The organism is Streptomyces sp. NPDC054786 (assembly GCF_053611685.1).
The window spans coordinates 75683-95894 of record NZ_JBSHAW010000007.1 but is presented as its reverse complement, the minus strand read 5'-3'; the positions used below and the strand labels follow the sequence as shown (position 1 = coordinate 95894).

General features: G+C 71.3%; 17 protein-coding genes and 1 pseudogene. 8 read left to right on the top strand and 10 right to left on the bottom strand.

The features are described from left to right. The first annotated feature begins 63 nt into the window (after positions 1-63). The 4 genes from ACWGI6_RS08395 (at position 64) to ACWGI6_RS08380 (ending at position 4624) form a co-directional block, all read left to right on the top strand. Positions 64-1695, top strand: a complete 1632-nt coding sequence (locus tag ACWGI6_RS08395; RefSeq protein WP_453266767.1) for a glycoside hydrolase family 13 protein — start codon at positions 64-66, stop codon at positions 1693-1695. Positions 1696-2074: 379 nt separating this feature from the next. Further along, complete coding sequence (locus ACWGI6_RS08390) at positions 2075-2386, top strand: DUF6479 family protein (RefSeq protein ID WP_453266766.1); 312 nt, start codon at positions 2075-2077, stop codon at positions 2384-2386. Next, positions 2364-2732, top strand: a complete 369-nt coding sequence (locus ACWGI6_RS08385) for a low affinity iron permease family protein (RefSeq protein ID WP_453266765.1) — start codon at positions 2364-2366, stop codon at positions 2730-2732. The genes ACWGI6_RS08390 and ACWGI6_RS08385 overlap by 23 nt, the downstream gene beginning before the upstream one ends. Before the next feature lie 731 nt (positions 2733-3463). Continuing rightward, positions 3464-4624, top strand: a complete 1161-nt coding sequence (locus tag ACWGI6_RS08380) for a glutathione-independent formaldehyde dehydrogenase (RefSeq protein ID WP_453266764.1) — start codon at positions 3464-3466, stop codon at positions 4622-4624. A gap of 575 nt (positions 4625-5199) precedes the next feature. Here ACWGI6_RS08380 and ACWGI6_RS08375 read toward each other — a convergent pair. From ACWGI6_RS08375 to ACWGI6_RS08350, 6 genes are all read right to left on the bottom strand, one after another. Beyond that, entirely contained in the window at positions 5200-5442 is a 243-nt protein-coding gene (locus tag ACWGI6_RS08375) for a hypothetical protein (RefSeq protein WP_453266763.1), read from the bottom strand. Then, positions 5394-5936 carry a non-homologous end joining protein Ku gene (gene ku / locus ACWGI6_RS08370; RefSeq protein ID WP_453266762.1) on the bottom strand — a complete coding sequence of 181 codons (543 nt, stop codon included), beginning with the start codon at positions 5934-5936 and terminating at the stop codon, positions 5394-5396. Before ku ends, ACWGI6_RS08375 begins: the two co-directional genes overlap by 49 nt. Before the next feature lie 179 nt (positions 5937-6115). Next, a complete protein-coding gene (locus tag ACWGI6_RS08365; protein ID WP_453266761.1) occupies positions 6116-6655 on the bottom strand; it encodes a cysteine hydrolase family protein in 540 nt (179 codons plus the stop codon). A gap of 12 nt (positions 6656-6667) precedes the next feature. Further along, on the bottom strand, positions 6668-7690 hold the full coding sequence (gene ligD, locus ACWGI6_RS08360) for a non-homologous end-joining DNA ligase (protein ID WP_453266760.1): 1023 nt from the start codon (positions 7688-7690) through the stop codon (positions 6668-6670). Further along, on the bottom strand, positions 7683-8309 hold the full coding sequence (locus ACWGI6_RS08355) for a DNA polymerase ligase N-terminal domain-containing protein (protein ID WP_453266759.1): 627 nt from the start codon (positions 8307-8309) through the stop codon (positions 7683-7685). Before ACWGI6_RS08355 ends, ligD begins: the two co-directional genes overlap by 8 nt. Before the next feature lie 268 nt (positions 8310-8577). Further along, on the bottom strand, positions 8578-11400 hold the full coding sequence (locus ACWGI6_RS08350; RefSeq protein ID WP_453266758.1) for an AAA family ATPase: 2823 nt from the start codon (positions 11398-11400) through the stop codon (positions 8578-8580). A 167-nt stretch (positions 11401-11567) separates the two neighbouring features. Between ACWGI6_RS08350 and ACWGI6_RS08345 the strand changes: the two genes are divergently transcribed. From ACWGI6_RS08345 to ACWGI6_RS08335, 3 genes are all read left to right on the top strand, one after another. Next, positions 11568-14492 carry an AAA family ATPase gene (locus ACWGI6_RS08345; protein ID WP_453266757.1) on the top strand — a complete coding sequence of 975 codons (2925 nt, stop codon included), beginning with the start codon at positions 11568-11570 and terminating at the stop codon, positions 14490-14492. 53 nt (positions 14493-14545) lie between these two features. Further along, on the top strand, positions 14546-14794 hold the full coding sequence (locus tag ACWGI6_RS08340) for a response regulator transcription factor (protein ID WP_453266756.1): 249 nt from the start codon (positions 14546-14548) through the stop codon (positions 14792-14794). A 485-nt stretch (positions 14795-15279) separates the two neighbouring features. Then, entirely contained in the window at positions 15280-15996 is a 717-nt protein-coding gene (locus tag ACWGI6_RS08335) for a DUF4232 domain-containing protein (RefSeq protein ID WP_453266755.1), read from the top strand. A 55-nt stretch (positions 15997-16051) separates the two neighbouring features. Here ACWGI6_RS08335 and ACWGI6_RS08330 read toward each other — a convergent pair whose 3' ends face one another. The 3 genes and pseudogenes from ACWGI6_RS08330 to ACWGI6_RS08320 all read right to left on the bottom strand — a co-directional run bounded on the left by ACWGI6_RS08330 (position 16052) and on the right by ACWGI6_RS08320 (position 18037). Then, entirely contained in the window at positions 16052-16195 is a 144-nt protein-coding gene (locus tag ACWGI6_RS08330) for a hypothetical protein (RefSeq protein ID WP_453266754.1), read from the bottom strand. A 1130-nt stretch (positions 16196-17325) separates the two neighbouring features. Next, positions 17326-17403: pseudogene (locus tag ACWGI6_RS08325) on the bottom strand (hypothetical protein); the annotation flags it as partial. A gap of 376 nt (positions 17404-17779) precedes the next feature. Further along, entirely contained in the window at positions 17780-18037 is a 258-nt protein-coding gene (locus ACWGI6_RS08320; RefSeq protein WP_453266753.1) for a hypothetical protein, read from the bottom strand. A gap of 187 nt (positions 18038-18224) precedes the next feature. Here ACWGI6_RS08320 and ACWGI6_RS08315 point away from each other — a divergent pair, with 187 nt between their 5' ends. Next, positions 18225-18974 carry a maleylpyruvate isomerase family mycothiol-dependent enzyme gene (locus ACWGI6_RS08315; RefSeq protein ID WP_453266752.1) on the top strand — a complete coding sequence of 250 codons (750 nt, stop codon included), beginning with the start codon at positions 18225-18227 and terminating at the stop codon, positions 18972-18974. A 198-nt stretch (positions 18975-19172) separates the two neighbouring features. On the opposite strand, the gene ACWGI6_RS08310 is transcribed toward ACWGI6_RS08315, so the two are convergent. After that, positions 19173-19700, bottom strand: coding sequence for a hypothetical protein (locus ACWGI6_RS08310; RefSeq protein WP_453266751.1), 528 nt, complete (start codon positions 19698-19700; stop codon positions 19173-19175). Positions 19701-20212: the final 512 nt, after the last annotated feature.

Below are 20212 nucleotides of genomic sequence, written 5' to 3'. Positions count from 1 at the left end.
TTCCCCTTGCCCGCACGCCCCGCTTTTACCGCACGCCCCGTTGTTCAAGGAGTACGCACGACCATGTCCAGCACCGCACCCTGGTGGCGCAGCGCCGTCATCTACCAGGTCTACATCCGCAGCTTCGCCGACGCGAACGGCGACGGGATCGGTGACATCGCAGGCATCCGCTCGCGCCTGCCCTATCTCAAGTCCCTTGGCGTCGACGCCATTTGGATCAACCCCTGGTACAAGTCGCCGATGGCCGACCACGGATATGACGTGGCGGACTTCAGGGAGATCGACCCGCTGTTCGGCAGCGTCGCGGAGGCCGAGGAGCTCATCAAGGAGGCGCATCAGTACGGCCTCCGCGTCATCCCCGACATCGTGCCCAACCACACCTCCGACCAGCACGTCTGGTTCCAGGCTGCGCTGGCTGCCGGGCCCGGTAGCCCGGAGCGCGAGCGCTATGTATTCCGGGACGGACGCGGCCCCGACGGCGCCGAGCCGCCCAACGACTGGAAGTCCGTCTTCGGCGGTCCGGCCTGGGAGCGGCTGCCCGACGGACAGTGGTATCTGCATCTGTTCGCCCCCGAGCAGCCGGACCTCAACTGGGAGAACCCGGAGGTACGCGCCGAGTTCGAGGACATTCTGCGGTTCTGGTTCAGCCGGGGCGTCGACGGATTCCGTATCGACGTGGCACACGGTCTGATCAAGCACCCCGACCTGCCCGACCTGCCGCCCCTCCCGGACGCGGGCGCCCAGGAGCCCGTCGACCACCCGCACTGGGACCGCGACGAGGTGCACGAGATCTACCGTGCGTGGCGCCGGGTGGCCGACGAGTTCCCCGGCGACCGCAAGTTCGTCGCCGAGGCCTGGGCGCCCACCCCCGAGCGGCTCGCCCGCTACGTACGGCAGGACGGCCTGCACACGGCCTTCAACTTCGACTTCCTGATGACCAGTTGGGATCCCACGGCGCTGCGTGAGGTCATCGACAGTTCGCTCGACACCCTCGGCTCCGTCGGTGCCCCTGCCACCTGGGTGCTCTCCAACCACGACGTCGTACGCCACCCCAGCCGCTTCGGCCGCAGGGTGGTCAAGAAGTGGATCGCCAATACGCCCTACCGGCCCGAAGGCCCCCTCGACCTCGAACTCGGCACCCGGTGCGCCCGCGCCGCCGCCCTGCTGATGCTCGCCCTCCCGGGCGGCGCTTACGTCTACCAGGGCGAGGAACTCGGGCTCCCGGAGGTCGAGGACCTGCCCGAGGAGGTGTTGCAGGACCCCATCTGGGAGCGCTCGGGACACACCGACCACGGCCGGGACGGCTGCCGGGTGCCGATCCCGTGGGCCGGGCAGAAGGCACCGTTCGGGTTCAGCCCCAACGATGCCACCGCGGCGCCCTGGCTGCCCCAGCCGGCGTACTGGCACGCGCTCAGCGTCGAGGCACAGACCGGCGACGAGACGTCCATGCTGGAGCTCTACCGACGCGCCCTGCACCTGCGCCGCGACCATGCCGCGCTCGGCGACTCCGGCCTGACCTGGCTTGACACCCCGGCCGGAGTGCTCGCCTTCACCCGCGAGCCGGGCTTCGCCTGCGTCGTCAACCTCTCCTCCGAGCCGTACGCGCTCCCGGAGCACGACTCGGTGCTGCTGGCGAGCGGGCACCTCGAGGACGGCCGGCTGGGGGCGGACGAGGCGGTCTGGTTGGCGCTGTAACGGGGGAAGCGCCAACCGCCTCCCGTGGGCGACCGACCGACCGCTCCAGGCCGGTCGGTTGCCCACAGGGAGTGCGCTCGCGTACGCCGGCCCGCTCCCACATCATCCAAGGAGAACCGACCAGCCGAGCCGACTGGTCGGCGACGACGCGATCACCGTCCGGATGGACTCGGCGCAGGTGCGTGCCCCGCCACGAGACCGCAGCCGGTTGGCTGCGATTTGGCCCTGGGCGGCGCCATGCCGCTCGCCAGGAAGCCAGGAAGCCAGGCTGATGTGGTTCGACCATGCGGCACGACCGGCGCCGCCGGGAAGGGTGGGTCTGCCCGGTACGCGTAGCTTTCACCTCGTCGGGTAACCGGCCCGGATGGAGACTATGACCATGGCCTCATCCCATCTGCCCCTGCCCGGACAACTGGCCGCCCCCCACGGGACAAGCGGTGTATTGCTCGTCATTGCGGGCGTTGCCCTGGTCGCCGTGCTGCTCGCGGCCTTCGCATGGGGGCGGCGGCTCAAAGCCCGTGAGCCCGGTCCGCCCCGACCCGAGGAGCAGCCGCGCCTGCCGGAGGGCGGGCCGGTCGGCGACATCGTGGAGAGCCAGGAGACCGAGGAACTCACCCGAACAGAACAACGGCGCACTCCGCATGAACTGAAGGGCTCTGGCGGCAGCCATGACGGTTCGCCACCCCGCTGACCGAGGCGGCGAGAAGCGGGGACGATTCGCCGAGTTCGCCGAGAAGGCTTCGCTCTTCACCAGCTCCCCCGCCTTCTTCGTCATCTGCCTGGCTCTGGTCACCCTCTTCGTGGCCGTCCACCTCGCGCATCTGTCGGTCGAGTGGCAGGTGCTGGCCGGCGATGTCATGACCGCGGTCACCCTCCTGCTCCTGGCGCTGCTGAAGAACTCCGAGCTGCGCGCGGAACACGCCATCCAGCGGAAGCTGGATGCCTTGGCGGCCGCCCTGCTGGAAGAGCACGGGACGAAAGGCGGCCAAGCCGCCGAGGACCTCAGAAAGGTCGTCCGCCTGGAGGACGAGACATGACGCAGCGCCGCGTTGCCCGTGCCTGGTGAAACTGGCACCGACCGCCCGCACTCTCCGCGTCGGCCGAGCCCGAGGAATACCCGGCCGCCGGCCCATAGCACCGCACCCCCGGTGACCGCCGAGGCCGACACGCACAGCACGGCCCCCCGGCCTCCCACGGGCGCATCTCGACGGGGCGCGCCTGCCTGAGCACTACATCCTGGCGGGCCGGTCGTCTCACTGATTCCCATGGGCGCCGGTGCGTACGGCGCGCGGGAGGCGGTCCATGTGCGACAGCGGCGGCAGCGCTGTCTCCCGGAAGCGCCGTCCAGGCCACTGAGCGCTGGGATGGGGCGGAAGACCAAGCTTTCGGCACGGGACGTTCCGTCGTCCGGTCGGGATGCGGATGCTCCGGCAGGTCCGCAGGCTGGAAGTAGGCGGCGCGAGGCCGGAGGCCGGCCAAGTGACGTGACGCACCGGCGCGGCACACGCTGTGATGCCCTCGGGCCGGGAGGCGACATGCCGAAGGAGCGGAAGTGCTCGCACCCGGAAACCGAGGAAAAGGGCATGCGGGACACCGACACATAGGGGCGTTCCCGCCGGCCGAGCGGCACCAGGGGCTACAAGGCACACACGGCGTGTATCCGCAGAACCCCTGACGCCTTCCGAAACCCGAAGAGACTCCTACCTCCGGTCGCCTCCCGGCCCACCTCACAGGAACCGGCCGCGACCGGGAACCGGAAGGGACCATCATGAAGGCAGCGGTATATGAAGGGCCGCGGACGGTCACGGTCAAAGACGTACCGGACGCGAAGATCGAGCACCCCTGCGACATCATCGTCAAGATCACCACCACCAACATCTGCGGCTCCGACCTGCACATGTACGAGGGGCGCACCTCCTTCGAGACCGGGCGCACGCTCGGCCACGAGAACTTGGGCAAGGTCGTCGAGGTCGGCCCCGCGGTCAGCGAGGTCAGGACGGGTGACTGGGTGGTCCTGCCGTTCAACATCGCGTGCGGCTTCTGCCAGCAGTGCGAGCGGGGCTACACCAACTACTGCCTGACGATGCAGCCGGAGCCCGGCATGGCAGGCGCCGCCTACGGGTTCGCCGAGATGGGGACCTACCAGGGCGGACAGGCCGAGCTACTGCGCGTGCCGTACGGCGACTTCAACGCCCTGCGTCTGGGAGAGGACGCGGCCGAGCGTCAGGTCGACTATGTGATGCTGGCCGACATCTTCCCCACCGGCTACCACGCCACCGAAATGGCCCATGTCAAACCCGGGGACCAGACCATCGTCTACGGTGCGGGCCCCGTCGGGCTGATGGCGGCCTACTCCGCGCTTCTCAAGGGAGCCGCCCGGGTATGGGTGGCCGACCACCACCCCGACCGGCTGCGTGTCGCCGAGGAAATCGGGGCGGTCCCGATCGACATGACGAAGGACGAGCCGCCCGACGTGGTCAAGGACGCCACCAACGGGCTGGGCGCGGACAACGGTTGCGAGTGCGTGGGGTATCAGGCACACGACCCACAGGGACACGAAGACGCCAGCCTGACCATGAATGGCTTGATCGACGCCGTGCGCTTCACGGGCCATCTCGGAGTCGTGGGGGTGTTTCTGCCCGAGGACCCTGGGGGCGAGAGAGCACAGAACGAACTCGAAGCGCAGGGAAAGATCCCCATCAACTTCGGCACGATGTGGTTCAAGGGACAGCAGATCGGCACCGGCCAGGCCCCCGTCAAGCGCTACAACCGTGCCCTGCGCGACATGATCGCCCTGGGTAGGGCCGAACCCAGCTTTGTGGTGTCACATGAGCTGAACCTCGACGAAGCCCCGACCGCCTACGAACACTTCGACGCCCGGGACGACGGCTGGACGAAAGTCGTCCTCCACCCCGGCGGTGAGAACTGACCGTGGAGGCGCCGGCACGCCGTCCCACTCAGGTCCGGTGCCGGAGTCCGGGGAGCGACGGTGGTCATCACGACGGCCGCTGGTCATTCTTCACCTGAGTGGCGACGAGTCCAGTCGCCTCAGCAGTTCACCCGGTCCCTCGTGACTCCTGTGCTCCGGCCTCGATCAACTCGTGGCGGCAGTAGCCGCCGCTGAGTACTCCCACGCACGGCACTCCGACCCGGACACCGGCCTTCATGTCCCAGACGTGTCTCCCACGAACACCGCCCGCCCGGGCTCGGTGCCGGCCTTGGCAAGCGCCTGTTCAACTAGGTCAGGGGCGGGTTTGCTTGCAGTAGGTACTGTCCACGAGGGTGCCGTCCATGTCGAACAGAGCGGCTCTGCGGTCCGCGTTCATGAGTTCCGTCTCCTTCGGGACGCCGAGAGGGTGCTCGTGGGCCGAGCGCGAGAGTCGGTCGAGACGCCACCTTCGGTCGCGTCGCCGTGATGCGATGCCGTCGCCCTGCAGCTCGTGCGGCGTGATCCGGTGCTCAGTCCGGGGCGACCTCCGGCATCTGGGGAGGCGAACGGCGGAATCACGCGGAGAGAGCCTTGATGAGGTCATCCCGATTCATCGACGAACGGCCGTGTATGCCGGCCTCGCCGGCGAGTTCGTAGAGTTCCGACTTGCTGCGTCGTGACAAGTCCGAGGACGGAGTGCTGCGCTTGCCGCCCTTCGTCGCCTTTCGCTTGTCTCGTGCCTTGTCGAGGCTGGCATGGAGCACGTCCATCAGATCGACGACATTCGTGGATTCCGGGGCCGCTTCTTCCTTCTCCACCGCCTCGCCCTTGCTCTTGGAATGTCGCCCTCGGCCCCGACCGCGACCAGATACTCCCGGTTGCGCATGACGAACGTGGCGATCCCGGCCTTCCCGGCCCGGTCGAGCGCCTTCTGCAGCAGCGCGTAAACCTTGGCTTGCTCCTTTCCGCGGGGGCCCAGGTAGTACGCCCGGTCGAAGAAGACCGGCCTCACCTGCGCCAGGTCGACGAAGCCACTGATCTCCAGCGCCCTGGACCGTCCAGGAGCAATGTCCTCCAACTCCTCCGGCTCCACCAAGACATAACTGTCCCCGGCGTCCAGGCCTTTGACTATGTCGTCGGCGGTGACCTCTTCGCCGGTGCGCTCGTTGACCCGCTCATTGCGGATGCGGTCGGCGGTGCCGCGCTGGATCCGGTGGAAGCGGACGGTATGGCTGTCCGTCGCCGTGTACAGCCGCACCGGCAGCGTGACCAGCCCGAAGGTCAGTGAACCACTCCACACCGGGCGTGCCATGGACCGCACCTCCTCCACCCGGACGTGCCAGGTCCCGTCTCTCCATGGCACGACCGATCGGCGGTGATCGCATCCCAGCGGCAGCGGCAGCGGAGCGCCGGGAAGACAGCGAGTGCCCCGGCCAGAGGGGCCGGAGCACAACGGGAGCTACGGCTCGACAACGGAGTCGGCCGTCCCGCTCAAAAGAGCTCCTCGACAGTGGAGTTGACGATTCGGGCCTGCATATTGCGTTCCATCATGCGTAGGGCGGCTTCCGCGAGATCCCGGTGGATGTGCGCACAGGCGTCCTCGACGACGGTGACGCCGATGTGCCGGATATGGGCGTCGAGCGCCGAGTAGAGCACGCATTGTTCGGTGACCTGGCCGCAGAGCACGATCGTGTCGATGCCGTGCTGGCGCAGCAGATATTCCAGGGGCGTCTGGTAGAAGATCGAGTGCCGCGCCTTGACCACGAACAGGGAGTTCTCATCCGGCCGGAGCGGCTCCACCAGGTCCGCGTGCGGGCTGCTGAGGACGGTGTCCAAAAGCTCGTCATGGTGCGAGCGCCACAGCCCGAAGTTGTCGTTGACGTAAATGACCTCGGTATCGCTCCGCCGGGCGCGTTCGATCAGCGAGGTGAGGTGCGGAAGGGCCTCGCGCACCGAGGGCAGTAGCAGTTCAGCGTCCTCGTGTTCGTAGGAGTTGAGCATGTCGATCACGATGAGTGCGGCTGTGGACATGCGGGCCCCCGGTCAGCTCGGGGCCGGACGTTCGCGGACCACGTCCTCGGGCCGCTTGTCGTCGCGCAGGCCGAGGAACCGCGGATGGCGCAGCATGCCGTCACGGGTCCACTCGGTGAAGCCGATCTGGGCGACGAGTTCGGGTCGAACCCAGTGGGCGCCACGCTCACGAACCGGTCCGTCGAACGGGGAGTGTTCGCATCGGCGGGCGTCGAGCAGGGTGCGAAGCCGGCGCAAGGTCTCCTGGTCGAATCCTGTGCCGACCTTTCCCGCGTAACGCAGGCTGCCGTCTTCGTAGTGGCCGAGGAGCAGGGCGCCGAAGCCGGTCCTGCTGCCGGCCGGTTCGGTGAAACCGCCGATGACGAACTCCTGGCCCCGCGCGCATTTGAGTTTGAGCCAGTCCGAGGAGCGGCGCGGCAGGTAGCGGCTCGCGGCCCGCTTGGCGATCAGCCCCTCCCAGCCGCGGGCGCACGCCTCGTCCAGCTCGCGGGCGCCGCCGTGGTTGCGGTGCGGGGTGAAGCGCAGCGGCTGCCGGAAGTCGAGCGCCCGGCGCAGCAGGGACTTGCGGGTGCGCAACGGCAGCCGGGTGAGGTCGCGGCCGTTCAGCCGCAGCAGGTCGAAGACGTAGTACGTCACGGCGACGCCGCTGGCGCGGGCCCGGTCGGGGTCGGTGAGCTGCATCCGCTGCTGGAGGCGGGCGAAGTCGGTGCGACCGTGCGCGAAGGCGACGATCTCGCCGTCGACGATGAAGTCCCGGCACCGCTGGCGACCGAGGGCGTCGACGATCTCCGGGTAGCTGGAGCTGACGTCGCGGCCGGTGCGGGACAGCAGCCGGGTGCGGTCGGGTTCGCGGCTGCCGAGCGCCCGCACTCCATCAAGTTTACGTTCGAATATCCAGCCGCCATCGAACTCCCGGCGGTCGCTGAGCACGGCCAGCATCGGGCGCACCGCGTACCCGTCACCGGCCGGGGCGTCGCCCAGCAGCGCCCGTTCGGCCGGGGGCAGCGACGCCAGCAGCTCACCGGCCTCACTCATCGCCGCCCCCTCCGCCCCCGGACTCCTCCTCGGCGACGCGCTTCAGGGTCCGGCCGGTGCGGACGGACCGGGCCCGGCGGGCGTCGGGGGTGCCACGCGCTCCGGCCCGCTCGTCGCTCTCCTTGACCAGCAGCCAGGCTTCCCGACCCCCTGAGCCGCCGCCGCGGAACCGGGTGAGCGCATAGCCGCCGTGCAGCTTGCTGCCCTCGAGCCAGAAGGACGCATGGCCGCTGTCCAGTGCCTCGCCGAACGTGCGGCCACGTCGCTTCTTCCCCGGGAGCGGGCGGTAGCTGCCCTCGTCCCAGACGATCACGGCACCTGCTCCGTACTCCCCTTCCGCGATGACTCCTTCGAACTCCCGGTATTCCAGCGGGTGGTCCTCGGTGGGCATCGCCAGCCGCTTGTCCTGCGGGTCCGTGGACGGGCCCTTCGGCACGGACCACGACTTCAGCACGCCGTCGACCTCCAGCCGGAAATCGAAGTGCAGGGTGCTGGCGTCGTGGATCTGCACCACGAAGCACGGCATGTCACCGGAGGAGGACTGCCCGCCCTGCGGTTCGCGGGTCCGGTCGAAGTGCCGTTTGCCACGATACGTGTCCAGTCCATCCCTGTCGGTCACGGTTCCGTCCGCCTTTCTTCGAAGGCCGCCTCTCTCACTCTGGCGCGCGGCCGACGGCGGCGCATGTGCACATGCGGGCCCGCGCCCCTCTGCCCTCGACTGTCCAAATCGGTGAGTGACACTGCCTGCCAACGGCACTCGATCGCCGCTGCCGGGGTTCCCGGTTGGCGGGCAGGCGCAGCGCGGCAGCGGGGTCGGCGGGGTCGGCGGGGTCGGCGGGGTCGGCGGGGTCGGCGGCAGGATGCCCACCGCGACCGGGCCTGCGCGTTCAGCCGCCGGACGGGCCGGGCCTCGCTCCCGGTCCCGTCGTGCCCTGCAGGACGTCCGGCACCGGGCCGAGTCCGGCCAGGCTTCCGTCCAGCCAGGCCGCCACCAGCTCCACCCGCGAGCGTCGGCCGGTGCGCTGGAACAGCCGGGCCAGCCGTTGTTCGACCGTCTTCTCACTGCACGCCAGACGGGCCGCGATCTGCCGGTTGGTCCCGCCCTCGCCGACCATGCCGATCAGCCGTACGTCCGCCTCGCTGAGGCCCTCGCGTGCCGAACGGCCCCTCGGCAACGGCACGTTGCGGCGCTGCGCCGACCGGCCGAGCAGGACGCGCCCGGGGCGCCCGAGCGACAGCAGGTGGGTGTGCCGCGCCGCCTCGGCCAGCCACGGCTGGGGATCGTCGCCGACCTCAGCGAGGACCTGGCAGCAGTGCAGCATCATGTGCCGGTCGCCCCGCCGCTCGGCGGAGCGGTAGGCGTCGTGCGCACCCTCCGCGTCACGGTGCAGCACCCCGCGGGCGACGAGCAGCGCCTCCCGGGTCATGGCCGTGTCCGCCTCCGCGTGCAGTGCCGCCAACTGCTCCAGGGCCTGCCGCGCCTGCCGCGGCCGGGTCTCCTCGGTGAACTCCAGGATGCGCAGCAGCACCCTCTCGACCCCCGCGAGCAGGCCGCTGCCGCGTGCCCGCCGCACGTCGTGCCACGCCTCCTCCAGTGCCGCGTCCTGCTGTCCCGACCAGTACCGCACGCCCAGCCGGGCGCGGGCCGCCAACGGGTGCACGACCGTGCCGGGAATGAGGTCGAGCCACTCGCGGGCGCGTACGAGGTCACCGCGGAAGCAGTAGATCTCGGCCGCCAGTGCCCGCGCCAACTGGCCGGTGTCCGGCCCACCGTGGACCTCGCCGCGCCGCTCGATATCGCGGGCCGTCGACAGGGCGTCGTCCCAGCGCCCGGCCAGGTAGTCGCGGACCATGGCGTGGTAGCGGCCGGCGGTGCTGTGGCCCGCGCGTACGTAGCGCTCGCCCAGCACGGCTTCGAGGGCGCCCGCCAGGTCGCCGTAGGCCGCGGCGTCACGCAGCCGTCCGACCGCCGCCTCGCGGGTCTCCTCCCGCAGCCGGCCACCAACGGCCCTCGCCAGCTCCTCGTGTCCGCCCACTGCGGCGGCCAGCGTCCGCAGTTCGGCCCGGGACGGCAGCGGACCGTGACCGTCGCGGAGCCGGCCGCCATCCGGGGCGGGGTCCGCGGACGGCGGCCATGGGGTGAGCGGGCCGATCCCGTACCGGCCGCCGAGCACGGCCAGCATCGCCGCCCGCGGCATCCGTTCGAAGACCGCCCCGGGCACGGCGTCGTCGTCGTACGGCGACCGATGCTCGTGCAGCGAGGACAGCCCCCAGGCAATGGTGGCGAACTCCAGCCCGCCGCCGTCGACGGGGCCGGGATCCCGCAGGCCGGCGAGGATCGGTTCGCCCAGCGCGAGGACGGCGGTGTGGTCGCCGCTCCCCAGTCCCAGTTCGGCGGCCTCGCGCAACACGCCCAGCGTCGCGGGGTAGTTGGGCGGCAGCCGGCGCAGCGCGGACAGGTAGGCCCGCCCCGCCCGCGGGTGGTGGGACCTGGCGTCCCTGCCGGCCGCCGCCAGCAGCAGCGGCACCGCCACGCCGTCGTTCAGCGCGGAGCCCGCAGCCGCGACGTGGTCGGCCAGCAGCGGATGGCAGGCGCCCGTGGTGGCGGGCCCCAGCCGCTCGGCCACCGTCTGCACGACGGCGGCGTGCAGCGACCGGACGTCGCGGCGGGGCAACAGCGTCCGCAGCGCCGCCGCCAGTGCGGGGACGGCAAAGGCCGGCCGGCCGTCCCCGTCTATGGTCAGCACCCGCTCCCTGACCAGCCGGTCCACCGTCCCACCGAGGTCCATGCCGAGCGCGGCGCAGGCCGGGATCAGACTGTGCAGGTCCTCCAGCCGCAGCTCGGCTCGGTGCAGAAGGCTTGCCAGGACAACGGCGTCCGTGCCGTCGGCGGTGATCCGGCGCAGCGGTTCCGCGCCCACCGTGAGTCGCAGGTCGTCCTCCGTTCCGGCCAGGCCGGTACGGCCGTCGAGGTCGACGAGGCCGCCGTCCTCGTCCAGCGCGGTGAGCACCGACAGCACGGCCGCGGGGTTGCCGGCCAGAGGTCCGAGGGAACGCCGCACCGCCCCGAGGAGCGCGGGTTCGGCGGGACGGCCGAGGCGCTGTCCGACGAGCTCGGCGACATCGTCCGGCCTCAGCGGCGGCAGGTCGAGCACCCGGTCGGCCGCCGTCGCCAGGTCGGGTCCGCCTGCCGGGCCCCAGGACACCGGGCGCCCGGCCATCACCACGGGCAGGCCCGCGGGCCGGAACGCGCGCAGCATCAGCTGGAGCGCGGATGCGGTCGGTGGGGGCAGGCGCTCGGCGCCGTCGAGGACGAGGGCGAACGGGACGTGGTCCGCCGCGTCCGCGAGGGCCTCGCCCAGCGTGGACAGCAGCGTCAGTTCGCTACCGTCACCGAGGCGCAACTGCGCCCGGCGCACGGCGGTGAGGTGGGCCGGGAGCCGGCCGTCGTGGACCTTGGCGAGCACGCCCCAGACGGCGTCGGCAAGGGCGGCGGCCCCGGCCGGCCCGGTGGCGGTCTCCCAGGCCAGCCGCAGCACCTTGGCCCCCTCCTGGACCACCGCGTGCCGCGCCTCGGTCAGCACGGCGGTCTTGCCCGCTCCGGCCGCGCCGGTCACGAGCAGGGTCCGCGCCGTACCGGCCGGGCGCAGGCCATCGGCGACCACGCCGACCTGGTGCTCCCTGCCGACGAGAGGTACACCGCGTTCCACTGGGACTCCTCACTCACCTTCGACCCACGTCGACCGGGGTCGTCCCGCCGATCGTGACGTTGTCGCGGGAGACGGCCATAATGCAGGCTCCGACGGGACCGGCGTACCGGTCCCGTCACGGGCACCTGGCGGAATGTCCGCCGGTGACAAGTCGTTGAGGAGGTTCCGTGGACAGTGGCCGGCCGGCGGAAGCCGAGGCGGTGCGCGGTACCACGGCGGCGTGGGCGGACGGCGCGAGCGTGCATCTGATGGGCCGTGAACCGGAGTTGGGGGAGTTCGAGCGCTTCCTGGACGACCCGGACGGATCCGGCCTGGTGCTCATCCATGGAGAACGGGGCGCGGGACGCAGCGCGTTCGCGCACGCAACCGCCGAACGGCTGCGTGCGCGGGATCACATGGTCCTGCCGCTGGTCTGCGCGCGCGGCGACCAGGACCGTCCGCTCCTGCTGGCGTTGCGGATGGTCACCGCTGTGCGGGAGCACCGGTCGGTCAACGGGAGGCAGCCTGCGGCCGGCCGGGCGGACCTGGACGCCGAGGTGCTGGCCGCCACGGAGAAGGGGGAGCGGGCGGCGCTCGCCGACGCGCTGGTGTCCGTGCTGACGCACGCGGCGCCCGTGGCCGTGGTGGTGGACGACGCGCAGTACGCCGACGCGGCGTCCCTCGACGTCCTGGGAGTCGTCGCCGCCCGGCACCTCCCGGAGGTCCGGCTGGTGATCACGTCGGTACGGCACGGCACCGGGACCGGCGACGCCGCGTCCGGCCGCCGGCAAGACCGCGCCGTCGCACTGTTGGCGCAGGCGGGCAAGGCGCGGACGATCGAGCTGCCATGCCTGACACGACCTCAGATCGCCGACATGGTGGCGCGGCGGTCGCAGGCGGTGCCCGACCCGGCCCTGGTGGAACGCGTCCTCGGGCTGACCCGCGGGATTCCCGCAGCCGCCGACGCGCTGCTCACCGAATGGTCGCGCCGGGACGCGGTGCGGATCGCCGACGGGCACGCCTTCCTCGCCCCGAGCTCGCCGGTTCCGGTGCTGCCCGATGAGGACCGGTTCATCAGGGCGCTGCAAGAGCTCGGTGAACCGTGCCGGACGACGGCGGCGGCGTTGAGCGTGCTGTGGCCGCTCGGCCGGACGGCGATGACGCTGGTGGCCGAGACCACCGGTCTCTCCGACCGGCAGGTCGCCGACGGCGTGCGCCGCCTGATCGCCGCGGGACTCCTCGACGAACTGCCCGGCGAGGACGGCGGCGCCCCCCGGGGCTGGACCTTCCGGTCGTCTCTGGTGGAGCACGCCACCCGGGGACGGCTCGGGCCCCTGGAACGCGGCCGGATGTCCGCCGCCGCGGTGGAGGCGCTCTGGGCGGCGCGGGACAACACGGACGTCGCGGCTGCCCCGCACCGTCCGGCCGTGCTCGTCAAGGAGGCGGACGCCGAGACCTACCTGCCCGACCGGATCGCCGACGCGGGGGTGCTGATCGACCGCGATCGCGCGGTGGCGGAACTGACTGCCGCTGCCGAGGCGTTGCACCCCGACCCCGAGGACCGCGGCATGCTGCGGTGGTTCCGGGCGGCGCTGCGATTGGTCGAGGATCCGGCGGCCCGCGAACTGGCGCTGCTGCGGTGCGTGAAGGCCGCCTGGGTCGTGGGCGACCACCCGACCGCGGGCAGGGCGGCGGAGGCGATTTTGCGCGACCCCTCCGACGTGCTCCCCGGCCAGGAACTCCAGGAGGTCGCCAGTCTCCAGGTCGTCGCGGCCGCCGCCGGGAAGGACTGGACGCAGCTGTCCCGGATGGGCTCGGCCGAGTGGTGGGACCGCCTGCCGCTCCCCCCGGACGCCGCCGTGCCGGCGCGGGCACTGGCGCTGTGCATGACCGAGCGGTGGCAGGAGGTGCTGGACCTGCTCTCGCGGACGGAGGCGGTGTGGCGCACGAACCCGCACACCCGGCTGATACCCGAACTTGCACAGGCCGTCGCGAACATGGTGCAGGGCCGGACCGACGTGCTCGCACGCAACCTGGACGCGCCGCCGGAGCCCAGCCTTCCCACGGAAACGCTGTACTCGATAACGGCCGGGTACGCCCTCCAGTTGCTCGGTGCCGCCGACCTGTCCGGTGCCATGGCCCTGCTGAAGGACCGCGCGACGCCACCCGAGGCGCTTCCCCCCGGCACCCGCTTCCTCCTGCTCCAACTCCAGGGCCGATGGGACGACGCGCTGGCGCTGGCGCGTTCCATGGTCGCGAAGGACCAGACGTTCATCGCGCCGCCCCAGCACCACCTGATCGCCGCGGGGACGGCGGCCATCCTGGTGGCCAGGGGCAAGCCGGTCGGCGCCGCCCGCCTGATCGCCGGCGAGCGCGGGAACAGGAACGGCCCCCTGGAGGTCTTCCTGAACGTCGCCGAAGCCGAGGTGCTGCGGACCATGGGCCGTCCCGACGCGGCCGACCACACGTTGCGGCGCGGACTGCGCGAGGCCGACGCGCGCGGCTATGTCTACGGAACCGACGAGCTGGCCGCCATCCTTGCCACGGTCCGGGCGGACGCCGGTCGGGCCGACGCGGCGGCGACCTGTCTGTGGCGCCTGGAGGAGCTCGCCGGGCGCACCGGCAGCGGACGGACCCGGCTGCTGTACCTGCTGGCATCCGCCCGGGTGCTGGGGCAGGGCTCCGGCACCGCGCGCGAGATGCTGCACGAGGCGGTGGACCTGGCCCGCTCGCGGGGGCAGCCCTTCGAGACCGCGGTCACGCTTTCGGCGGCGGCCGGAAACGCGGGTCCCCCGGAGCTGCTGCACGAGGCGTACGAACTGTACGGCGAGACGGGCTCCGTGCTGCGGCGCTTCCACACCAGGGCCGCGATGCGCGAGGCCGGGCTGACCGTCCCCGGCCGTAGACAGGCCACCGCCGAGAACGAGCAGTTGCTGGCCACCTTGATCACCGAGGGCCTCACCAACCGCCAGATCGCCACCGTGCTGCAGCTCAGCGAGGACGCCGTCGCCAACCGCCTGTCACGGCTGTTCGCACGCACCGGCCTGCGGTCCCGTACGGAGGTCGTCTCGGCCATGCTCACCGGCAACCCCCTGACCGCCCCGGACCACTGAACGGTCCCGCCCCCACCGGCACCGTGTGTGCCACCTCCCTTGAGGGCACGCTGGTGGAACAGGTCCGGTGGACCCACCGGGAGGTCCTTGCGCCGCGCGGCCTCACCGCCTCGGGCCTCAGCCCCCGCGAACTCGATGTCGTCCGCCTGGTATCGGAGGGCAGTGAACTCTCCGCGAAAGCCATCAAGCTGTGCTATTCGGAGCGCACGGTGAAGTACCTCCTCTACGGCCTGATGAAGCGTCTGCAGCTGCGCAACCGCGCGCACGCCGTCTCCTGCGCCATCCGCGCCGGCCTCATCTGACCCCCGCGATCCCTCAGTGTCCACGATCCGGCCAGGCCCGGCCGCCGGAGGTGCGCGGCCACCGAAACCGCGTCAGGTCACCGTGCGAGTGCCGGAAGCCTGCGGCGTCCGCTCGCCCCGCCACAAGGCGCTACCGCCCTTCGCCGACGCCCGCCACGTCCCGTCACGGCGTCCCAGGGGGGGCTCATTCTCGCAGGTCAGGGGCGGTACGAACGTTCCGGTGTCCCATTTTCCGCGTCGGCCGTGGCAGCCGGGACGGAGGGCGCCGCACGCTGGGACCAGCAAGCAACCACGAACTCATGCCGAAGAAGACACCATGCGGACCCGCATCCGACTCCGCCGGTTCCGCAACACCGACGTGACCGACTTGGTGGCTGTGGCCGTGCTCGCCGCATCAACCGCAACCGTCTTCCTCCTGCTCTTCAGCCGTCTCTGACGGCACTCGTTCCGACCGCACTCAACCGAACAGAAGGCACCCACTCACCATGCGCACTGCCCGTCGCGCCACCCATCTCGTCGCTTCCGCCGCCGCCCTGACGGCGGCCCTCGCGCTGACCGCCTGCCAGAACGACAGCGTGGACACCGGCAGCCCTGCCCCGGCCGCGTCCTCCCAGTCCGCGACCGGCGGCCAGGGCGCCCAGCCCCCCTCGGACGGAGCCGGCCCGGCCAAGGGCGGTCAGGTGTCGAAGACCGCCGCATCGGGCGCCTCCGGCGGCGGGAACGCCGGTAAGAACGGTCCGGGTCGGTCCGCCGGCCGGGGCTCCGGCAGCCGGACGACCGCCGCCTGCACCGGCGCGCACGTCAAGGTCACCGCGACCAAGGTCAATCGCCCCGTCAACCACATGCTGCTGACCGCCACCAACACCGGCTCCGTGCCCTGCAACGCCTACGGCGCGCCCTACCTCCGCTGGGACGACGCCCAGGCCGCCACCACGTTCCTCGACGCCTCCAAGCCCCAGGCCGTGGTCACGCTCGCGCCGGGCAAGTCGGCGTACGCGGGGATCATGTACCAGTCCGCGGACGGCTCGGGCAGCGGCGGGCACACTGCCCGCGCCCTGGGCGTCCTGTTCGGCAACCGGGCGGGCAACGGATCCACCGGCCCGTCCGTGCGGCTCACCCTGCCCAAGGGAGGCGTTCCCACCGATAGTTCGGCATGGGTCACCTACTGGCAGTCCCGCGCCGATGACGCGCTGACCTGGTGAACGATCGCCACTGACCACGGTCGGAAACGGCCCCGGCAGCTGCCCGGGGCCGGGCTCAGCCGTCCTCCTTCGGGGTGGGAACCCAGTCGCTGCCGCCCAGCGGGTAGTCGTACTGCAGCCGGCCCGCCATCCCACTGGTGTGGAACGGCTCCCCGTTGTCGTCGATGCGGAGCGTGCCGTGCGGTTCCCGCTGGACCACTCCAGCTCCAAGTACCAGCGCACCGCGCGGGCCCCGGCCCGCGCGGTAACCTTGAAAACCTCCGGGTCCCGCTCACTCACCTTGTAGGGGAAGTCCCGCTGTCCGCCCTCCGGCGCGATCCTCGGCTGCGCCGCGTCCAGGGAAACCCCGAACGTCTTGGGCGTGATGCCGCCGCCACAGCCCACGCCCATGCTGTAGGCGTTCCAGGCGGGCGGCGCGGAACTACTCACCACCCGCACCCGCAGCGCTTGCAGCACCACGGTTCCGTCACCCGCGCCCTGCACCGACACCTGCACCAGCTGACTGTCCGCCGAGACCGCGCCCAGCGCCGAAATCCAGCCCCGGGCCTCCTGTTCAGCGGGCGGCGGAGGCATCTTGCCCGGCTCCCTGTCGACCAAGTAGCGCTGGCTGCACGGGTCCTCCCAACGGTACGGGCGGACATCCACACTCACCGGGAGCCCGGCCCGGTCGGTCGTGCCCGGAATGGTCGCCCGGCCGCCACCGGGCGTACGGGACGGAGACGGCGACGGATCCGCGCTCCCTGTACCGGTCGGCTTCGCGGACGCCGACGGCGACCGGACGCCCTCCGGCCTCGCCGCCCCGTTGCCGCTCTCCGCGCTCGCGGTCCGCCCGGCTGCCGCCTTGCGGCCGTGCCCCTCCCCACTGGAGACCAGCCCGGCGGTCAGCGCGGCGGACACGGCCACGGCGGCCACGGCGATTCCGGCCGCCAGTGCGACACGCCGCCGTGGCCCCCCTGGCACCACCGGGGCCACGGGCTGCCCCTCGGGGCTGATCTCGGCGACGGGGCCGGGGGCGGAGGCGGTCGCCGCGTGAGCCGTTGGCGGCACAGGCGCGGCCCCGGCCCCGGAGTCGGCCCCGGAGTCGGCCCCGGCCCCGGAGTCGGGCTCGGAGTCGGGCTGGGGCTCGGGCGGCTCAGGCACAAACCCGGAACCGTCCCCGGAACCGGCAACCGTCTCAACCCCCGCGGCAGCGACCGCCGCGTCCCCGCCCCCTTGCTTACGCTCCCGCTCCCGGCGTCGCGCCTCGTCCGCCAGGATCCACCGCCGGTGCAGCTCCACCAGCTCGTCCGGCGTCGCCCGGCACAGCCGTGCCAGCCGCTCCAGCGGTCCGTATTCCGTCGGTACCGCATCACCATTGCAGTAGCGGTGCAGCGTCGAAGTGCTCATGTACAGCCGCTTGGCGAGCACCCCATAGCTGTTCCCGGAGCGGTCCTTCAACTCCTTGAGCAGCGCCGCAACTCCGGACGTTTCCTCAGCCGCCCCCACTGTCACTCCCTCCCCGCCCGCGCACACGCACGGACCATTCACCCAACACGACCGCCCCGAGTCGCCCCCGACATCGCCAACGCCCCTCCCCCACCCGAATTCTCCAGGCGGCGGGCCGGCGAGTGACCGGGCGGGCCGCCGCGGTCCTCCTCCCCCCGTACCTGAGGACCATGATCGCACCGGCTCACTCGGCCACCGGCCCTGCCCTTGGCGCGAACACCCAAGGTCCCACACCCGCCCTTGTGTTGAACGGTTTCCCGGCGCCGACCCGGACACCGCCGCCGATGAAACTCTGGGGCTAGTTGCTCTTGGGGTGCGGATTGCCGAGGTAGGGAAACTCGTTCAGAAGGTCAGTGTGTGGCTCGAGCCCGGTGGGAGGGATGTCCCCGTCCGAGAGGAAGGAGAGACGGTAGTTGATGACGTCGTCGGTGAAGACGCGGCCGTTGGGGTATTGCGCAGGCTTCGCCGGGTCAAAAACCAGCATGTCGGGCAGGATGCGGTCGGCGTCAATCGCCGCGATCGCCTCTTCTCGTGTGTAGTTGCCGGTGTGCCCCATGAGATGGACGAACGCCCGTGCCCGGCGCCGTGGTTCCACCCGGACGAACCGTCCCGATGATCACTAGTAGCCGCATCCGCTCCCGGACCCACCCCGACCAGCAAGAACGGGGTCTGCAGCTAGAGTGTTCACGGGTCGGTGGAAACCGGATGGCCGCAATGTCAGTGCCAGGTGATAAAAAGCTGGGATGCCCCAGGCACCTGCCTTCGAAGACCTGCTGGCCCTGATCCAGGACCGCTCCGCCGCCCTGCGTAGCAGGGTCGCGGGCTCCCCCGATCTGGATGTCCGTGTCCCCAGCTGCCCCGACTGGTCGCTCCGCGACCTCGTCGAGCACCTTACCGAGGTGCACCGGTTCTGGGCAGCGGCGGTCGTGGCCGGCCCCAGCGAGAAGCCCCCGACCGCGGTACCGGCCGATGACACGCTGTCAGCCGACCTACTGGCCCGTTCGGCCGCAGCCACCGGGGAGCTGATCGCCGCCCTGCGAGCCGCAGGTCCCGCAGTGGGCTGCTGGACCTGGTGGGCCGACTCCGGCGTGCCGACGACGAGCGGTGCCGTGGCTCGCCATCAGGTCCGAGAGGCCGCTGTCCACGCCTTCGACGCCCAGCTGGCCACCGGAACTCCCCAGCCTGTCCCTGCAGTTGTCGCACTCGACGGCATCACCGAGTTCATCGGCGTCAGCCACGGCACCGCCGGCCCCTGGCCGCACGAGCCGGCCCGGATCGGCCTGCACGCCGCCGAGGGCGAGTCGTGGCTGGTTGACCTGACGGCGTCGACCTCAGGCGCCATCGACGGCCACCACAAGACGGCCGCCGACCTGCACGGATCGGCGAGCAACCTCTTGCTCACCCTGCACGGCCGCCTCCCCCTGGACAGACTGCGAAGCGAGGGTGACCGCGCCACTCTGGAGCGCCTCCTGAGCTGGCCCGACCTGGGCTGACCTACCGGCCCCAGAACCCCCAGAGGGGCGGGGTCTACGCTCTGACCTGCGGCCCCGACCAGAACGGCCGCTCCCCACCGACGTCACGCCGGAACGCGGAGTGGGCGGTCGCCGCATCCATCGACCTCTATGACGGGTGAGGCTCGGGTACGGGGAGAGGGCAGCACCCTGCGGGAGCGCCCCGGTGCGGGCGGGTCGTTATCGGCGGTGCCGTGGCTTCTCGGGCCAGTCCACGACGAGTTCCTCACCCGGCGACAGGTGAGCCCAGCGCCTGGCCATGTCGCGTAGTACATCAGCGGCGGCAAGGATGTTCTGCTCGTTCACCCGGGCGTCGGGCAGCGTGGACAGGGCATCTGTGGCCGCTGTGCGTACCTGCTCAACGGTAGTCATCCGCTGCTCGACTACCCCCTCGACCAGGCCCGCCATCAACTCGGCTCGCGTCAACCGACCGGCACGTGCTCGAATCGCCTCGCGTGACCGCTGGGCGGTATGAGGCGGTCGTCGACCGTCGAGGTGTTCCATGCTCCCGAACACCGCGCCTGCCGCTACCGCGCCCCAGAATCCGCCATCGTCGCCCGTCTCTCGCTCGACGATCAGGTGCACCAGGTCGTGCGGGATCCCGGAACCGGCAACACCCTCGCGCACCCGGTACCGCACACCATCCGATCGCTCCACCACACAGTAGGTACGCCGGCCATCGGCCAAACGCGGGAACCTGACCTTCATCACGACATGAGACCTGCCGCCCGACATGTGGAGCAACTCAATTTCAACGTACCGAACCTGCCACCGGACTCTGAACGCCCCCGCACTGCGGCTGAGCACCGCAGTTCCCATCACGGCCAGGAGGCGGGGCAGCGAACAGCTGCTCTGGGCTGACCGCAATTCCCAGGCGGACCGGCGGACTTGTTGTGCGCACGCGGCTACTTCGGCCGGGCACGTTTCCCGGTCGGTCGGTCTAGGGTCCGTACCAAACCTTGCCCGGCTTCTCGTGGTCTTCGCGTCCTCCGTCCCGTCCGGCCCGGTGCTGGGCGCTTGGCTCGGTGGCTTCGCCGGCCCGCGCGCGATTCTCTGGGTGGCCGGCCTGTTCTTTCTCTCCGCCGTGGCGCCGATGCTGCTCTCCCCGGTCCCGCGCATACGCGGTTTCGGCGCGGGAGGCCGCCTCTTGAGCGGCACCGAGTCCCCTCCTGAAGAAGGGTGGGCGGAGCGTTCCTCGGACCACAGAGCTGCAGGTAGTT

Coding starts and splice junctions, on each gene's coding strand:
- ACWGI6_RS08395 (WP_453266767.1), top strand. CDS start 64: ATGTCCAGCACCGCACCCTGGTGGCGCAGCGCCGTCATCTACCAGGTC.
- ACWGI6_RS08390 (WP_453266766.1), top strand. CDS start 2,075: ATGGCCTCATCCCATCTGCCCCTGCCCGGACAACTGGCCGCCCCCCAC.
- ACWGI6_RS08385 (WP_453266765.1), top strand. CDS start 2,364: ATGACGGTTCGCCACCCCGCTGACCGAGGCGGCGAGAAGCGGGGACGA.
- ACWGI6_RS08380 (WP_453266764.1), top strand. CDS start 3,464: ATGAAGGCAGCGGTATATGAAGGGCCGCGGACGGTCACGGTCAAAGAC.
- ku (WP_453266762.1), bottom strand. CDS start 5,936: ATGGCACGCCCGGTGTGGAGTGGTTCACTGACCTTCGGGCTGGTCACG.
- ACWGI6_RS08365 (WP_453266761.1), bottom strand. CDS start 6,655: ATGTCCACAGCCGCACTCATCGTGATCGACATGCTCAACTCCTACGAA.
- ligD (WP_453266760.1), bottom strand. CDS start 7,690: ATGAGTGAGGCCGGTGAGCTGCTGGCGTCGCTGCCCCCGGCCGAACGG.
- ACWGI6_RS08335 (WP_453266755.1), top strand. CDS start 15,280: ATGCGCACTGCCCGTCGCGCCACCCATCTCGTCGCTTCCGCCGCCGCC.
- ACWGI6_RS08320 (WP_453266753.1), bottom strand. CDS start 18,037: ATGGGGCACACCGGCAACTACACACGAGAAGAGGCGATCGCGGCGATT.
- ACWGI6_RS08315 (WP_453266752.1), top strand. CDS start 18,225: ATGCCCCAGGCACCTGCCTTCGAAGACCTGCTGGCCCTGATCCAGGAC.
- ACWGI6_RS08310 (WP_453266751.1), bottom strand. CDS start 19,700: ATGAAGGTCAGGTTCCCGCGTTTGGCCGATGGCCGGCGTACCTACTGT.